Source organism: Micromonospora sp. NPDC057141 (assembly GCF_042670805.1).
Taxonomy (GTDB): Bacteria; Actinomycetota; Actinomycetes; order Mycobacteriales; family Micromonosporaceae; genus Micromonospora.
The window spans coordinates 1-4,572 of sequence record NZ_JBHUVA010000152.1 but is presented as its reverse complement, the minus strand read 5'-3'; the positions used below and the strand labels follow the sequence as shown (position 1 = coordinate 4,572).

The 4,572-nt window shown below is 71.9% G+C and carries 4 protein-coding genes; all 4 read left to right on the top strand.

Translation table 11 applies throughout. The features are described 5' to 3' along the window. On the top strand, positions 1-486 hold a 486-nt coding region (locus tag ACFT41_RS32030), incomplete at its 5' end, for a zinc-binding dehydrogenase (protein WP_377614105.1). Beyond that, positions 483-1,244 (top strand): SDR family oxidoreductase, encoded by a 762-nt coding sequence (locus tag ACFT41_RS32025; RefSeq protein WP_377590349.1) that lies wholly within the window; start codon positions 483-485, stop codon positions 1,242-1,244. The genes ACFT41_RS32030 and ACFT41_RS32025, both read left to right, overlap by 4 nt. Next, the gene (locus ACFT41_RS32020; RefSeq protein WP_377590348.1) at positions 1,241-2,131 is read left to right on the top strand and encodes an amidohydrolase family protein; all 891 of its coding nucleotides are present in this window, start codon (positions 1,241-1,243) and stop codon (positions 2,129-2,131) included. The genes ACFT41_RS32025 and ACFT41_RS32020 overlap by 4 nt, the downstream gene beginning before the upstream one ends. Positions 2,132-2,142: 11 nt before the next feature. Next, positions 2,143-4,539, top strand: a complete 2,397-nt coding sequence (locus tag ACFT41_RS32015) for an RICIN domain-containing protein (protein ID WP_377590346.1) — start codon at positions 2,143-2,145, stop codon at positions 4,537-4,539. The last annotated feature ends 33 nt before the right edge of the window (positions 4,540-4,572 follow it).

Below are 4,572 nucleotides of genomic sequence, written 5' to 3'. Positions count from 1 at the left end.
CGGGGGCGCGGCGCGCGCGTCCTGCTCGTCGAACCGGACCCGTTCCGCCGCTCGGTGGCCGCCGGGATCGGCATCGACGCCGTCGACCCGGGGGCCACCGACGTGCCGGCGCTGGTCGACGAGCGCACGGCCGGCGCGGGCGCCGACGTCGCATTCGAGGTGTCCGGCTCCGCCGCCGGAGTCACCACCGCCGTCGACGTGCTCACCACCCGCGGCCGGCTGGTCATGGTGGCGATCCACCCCCAGCCCCGGCCCGTCAACCTGCACCGGTTCTTCTGGCGCGAACTGGAGCTGCTCGGCGCCCGGCTCTACCAGCGCGAGGACATGGTGGAGGCCGTCCGACTGGTCGCCTCCGGCGCGATCCCGGCCCGGCAGCTCATCTCCCGGGTGGTGCCCGCCGACGCGGTGACCGCCGCCTTCACCGCCCTGGAGGAGGGCGGCGGCGTGATGAAGGTGCTGCTCGACTGGCAGGAGGAGTCTCGGTGAGCGCGTTGTTCGACCTGTCCGGCCGGACCGCGGTGGTGACCGGGGCCCGGCGTGGCATCGGCCTGGCCATGGCGGAGGCCCTGGCCGTCGCCGGTGCCGACGTCGTCGGCGTCTCCGCCCACCTCGAGGCGGGCGGGAGCGAGGTGGAACGCCGGGTCCGGGCGGCCGGCCGCCGGTTCACCGCCCTGCGGGTCGACCTCGCCGACCGCGCCGCCGTGCGTCGCCTGGCCGGGGACCTGGAGGCACTCGGCCCGATCGACATCCTGGTCAACAACGGCGGCACCATCGCCCGCGCCCCGGCGGCCGACCATCCGGACGAGATGTGGGACCACGTCCTGGAGGTGAACCTGACCAGCCAGTTCGTGCTGAGCAGGGAGATCGGCCGGGGCATGGTGAGCCGGGGCAGCGGGAAGATCATCTTCACCGCGTCGCTGCTCAGCTTCCAGGGCGGCATCAACGTCCCCGGCTACAGCGCCGCCAAGTCCGGCCTGGCCGGGCTCACCAAGGCACTGGCCAACGAGTGGGCGGCGCACCGGGTCAACGTCAACGCCATCGCCCCGGGCTACATCGCCACCGACAACACCCGGGCGCTGCGCGACGACCCGGAGCGCAACCGGTCCATCGTCGCCCGGATTCCCGCCGGCCGGTGGGGAGCGGCCACCGACCTCGCCGGTGCCACGGTCTTCCTGGCGGCACCGGCGTCGGACTACGTCAACGGCGTCGTCCTGCCCGTCGACGGCGGCTGGCTGGGCCGATGACGCCGCCACGCGAAGGGTCCGGCATCGTCGACGCCCACCACCACCTCTGGGTCCGGGCCCGGCACCCGCAACCCTGGATCGACCCCACGACCATGGCGGCGATCGACGCCGACTTCACCCCGGTCGACCTCGCCCCGCTGGCCCGCGACGCCGGCGTCACCCAGACCGTCGTCGTGCAGTCCATCGCCTCCGAGGCGGAGACGGTGGACCTGCTCGGCATCGCGGCCGACAGCACCCTCGTGCGGGGGGTCGTCGGCTGGCTCGACCTGACGGCGGACGACGTCGTCGACCGGCTCGACCGGCTGCGGGCGGCACGCGGCGGAGAACATCTGGTCGGCATCCGGCACCTCGTGCAGAGCGAACCCGACCCGGCGTTCCTCGACCGGGCCGACGTACGCCGGGGGATAACGGCGGTGGGCGCCGCCGGCCTGGCCTTCGACCTGCTGGTCCGCCACCACCAACTGCCCGCGGCCACCCGGCTCGCCCACGACCTGCCCGACGTGCGGTTCGTCCTGGACCACCTCGGCAAGCCCGCGCTGGGCCGGCCGGGGCTCGCCGACTGGGCCCGCGACCTGCGGGCCCTCGCGGCCTCGGGTAACACGACGGCGAAGCTCTCCGGCCTGGTGACCGAGGTGGACCCCGCGCCCTGGACACCCACAGACCTCAAGCCGGCCGTCGACCACGCCCTCGACGCGTTCGGACCGGACCGGTTGATGTTCGGCTCCGACTGGCCGGTGTGCCAGCTCGCCACCGCCTACCCCCGCTGGGTCGCCACCCTGTCCGAGCTGCTGGGGACCCTCGGCGGGAACGACCAGGCGGCGATCTGGCGGCACACCGCGCGCCGCGCCTACCGGTTGGAGAAGTCACCGCACACCACACCACGATAGGAGCCCCACCCGTGCCCGTCCCGTCATCCCCCCGCAGCCGCCGGCAGGTGCTGGCCGGCGTCGCCACGGCGGCGGTCGCCGCCACGGCCGCCGTGTTCGCCTCGGCGACACCCGCCCTCGCCGCCACCACCACCCTCTACGCGTCTCCCTCCGGCAGCGGCACCGCCTGCTCGGCCAGCCAGCCGTGCTCCCTGACCGAGGCCCAGAACGCGGTCCGCTCCCGCAACGCCACAATGTCCGGCGACATCGTCGTCGAGCTGGCCGACGGCGTCTACCGGCTCTCCGCGCCGTTGCGGCTGACCGCCGCCGACTCCGGCAACAACGGCTACACCGTGACGTGGCGGGCCGCCGCGTCCGCCCGCCCGGTCGTCAGCGGCGCCCGGGCGGTCACCGGCTGGTCCCTCGTCGACTCCGGGAAGAACATCTGGCGGGCCACCGTCCCCGCCGGGCTCGACAGCCGGCAGCTCTACGTCAACGGTGCCGTCGCCACCCGCGCGCGTACCGCCGTGAACCGGGCCGACTTCACCTTCACCACCACCGGCGTGCGGTTCAGCAACAGCGCGCTCAACTATCTGAACAACCTCGGCAACCAGAACCGGGTCGAGGTGGAGAGCGTCGGCTCGTTCACCGACCGGTACTCCCCGGTGCAGAGCATCAGCGGCAACTTCCTCACCATGCAGCAGCCGGCCTGGAACAACAACACCTTCGGCTTCGACACCCTGTCCAGCCCACACCGCGCCGGCCCGTTCTACCTGACCAACGCGTACGAGTTCCTGGACACGCCGGGGGAGTGGTACCTCAACCCGGGCAGCGGGCAGGTCAACTACATCCCGCTGGCCGGGCAGAACATGAGCAGCGTCAGCGTGGAACTGCCGCAGTTGCAGTCCCTGGTGAACGTCGGCGGCACCTACGACGCGCCCGCGCACCACATCTCGTTCAGCGGGATCACCTTCACCGGCACCAGCTGGCTCGGCCCCAGCAGCAGCAACGGCTTCGCCGACCAGCAGACCGGCGCGCACATCACCGGCACCTGGGCCCGCCCGGCCGATGCCCTGACCTCCTGCCAGGCCGGCTGCCCGCAGTTCGAGGCCACCCGGCCGCACTGGAACCAGATGCCCGCCGCCGTGCAGGTGTCCGCCGCCAACACCATCGCCTTCAGCGACTCCCAGTTCGTCAACCTCGGGCAGACCGCCATCGGCATCGGCAACGACGCCAACGCCCACGCCAGCGGGGTCGGCCTGGGCACCAGCAACATCACCGTCACCCGTTCCGAGATCGCCCGCAACTCGGCCGGCGGCATCGTGGTCGGCGGCGTGCGCGCCGACGCCCACCACCCCGGCGACCAGCGGATGGTCAACCGGAACATCACCATCAGCAACAACCGGGTGCACGACCTGGGCCTGGAGTACCGGGGCGTCGTGTCGATCCTGACCACCTACGTCAGCACCTCGCTGGTCTCCCACAACGAGGTCTACAACATGCCGTACACCGGCCTGTCGGTCGGCTACGGCTGGGGCACCAACGACGCGGGCGGCAGCAACCACTACGCCGACCGTGGGCTGTACAACTACCAGCCCCGCTACACGACGGCCACCACCGCGTCCAACAACCAGGTCATCGGCAACTACGTGCACGACGTCATGCAGCAGATGACCGACGGCGGGTGCATCTACACGCTGTCGGCGAACCCGGGCGGGACGATCAACGAGAACTACTGCCTGCGGACCAACGGCTGGTTCGGGCTCTACTTCGACGAGGGCTCCCGCTACTACACCGCCCGCAACAACGTGTTCTCCGCCACCGGCACCTGGGCCACCGCCAACTACTGGTTCGCCGAGAACATGGGCAACTTCACCGTCACCAACAACTGGTCGACCAACAACAGCACCAACGTGACCAACGGCGACCGGGGCAACGTCGTCAACAACAACACGGTCGTCAGCAACAACAACTGGCCCTCGGGCGCCCAGACCGTGATGGCCAACGCCGGTGTGCAGGGCAGCACCAACCCGCCGGCGCAGGGCGTGCAGATCGTCGGGGCGCAGTCCGGCCGCTGCGCCGAGATCGGCGGCTCCAGCACGACCAACGGCACCCAGGCCCAGCTCTGGGACTGCGTCGGCGCGGCCAACCAGCGGTGGACCCAGACCGCCAGCCGGCAGCTCATGGTCTACGGCACCAAGTGCCTGGACGCCTCCGGCCAGGGCACCAGCAACGGCACCCAGGTCGTGATCTGGGACTGCAACGGGCAGGCCAACCAGCAGTGGAACGTCAACGCCAACGGCACGATCACCGGCGCGCAGTCCGGGCTCTGCCTGGACGCCACCGGCGCCGGGACGGCCAACGGCACGAAGCTCATCCTGTGGGCGTGCAACGGAGGCACCAACCAGCAGTGGAGCCTGCGGAGCTGAGCCGAAGGCGCGCAGGGCCGGCCCGTCGCCGGC

Bases quoted from the DNA above. Each gene is read 5' to 3' on its own strand.
- ACFT41_RS32020 (WP_377590348.1), top strand. From the start codon at position 1,241: ATGACGCCGCCACGCGAAGGGTCCGGCATCGTCGACGCCCACCACCAC.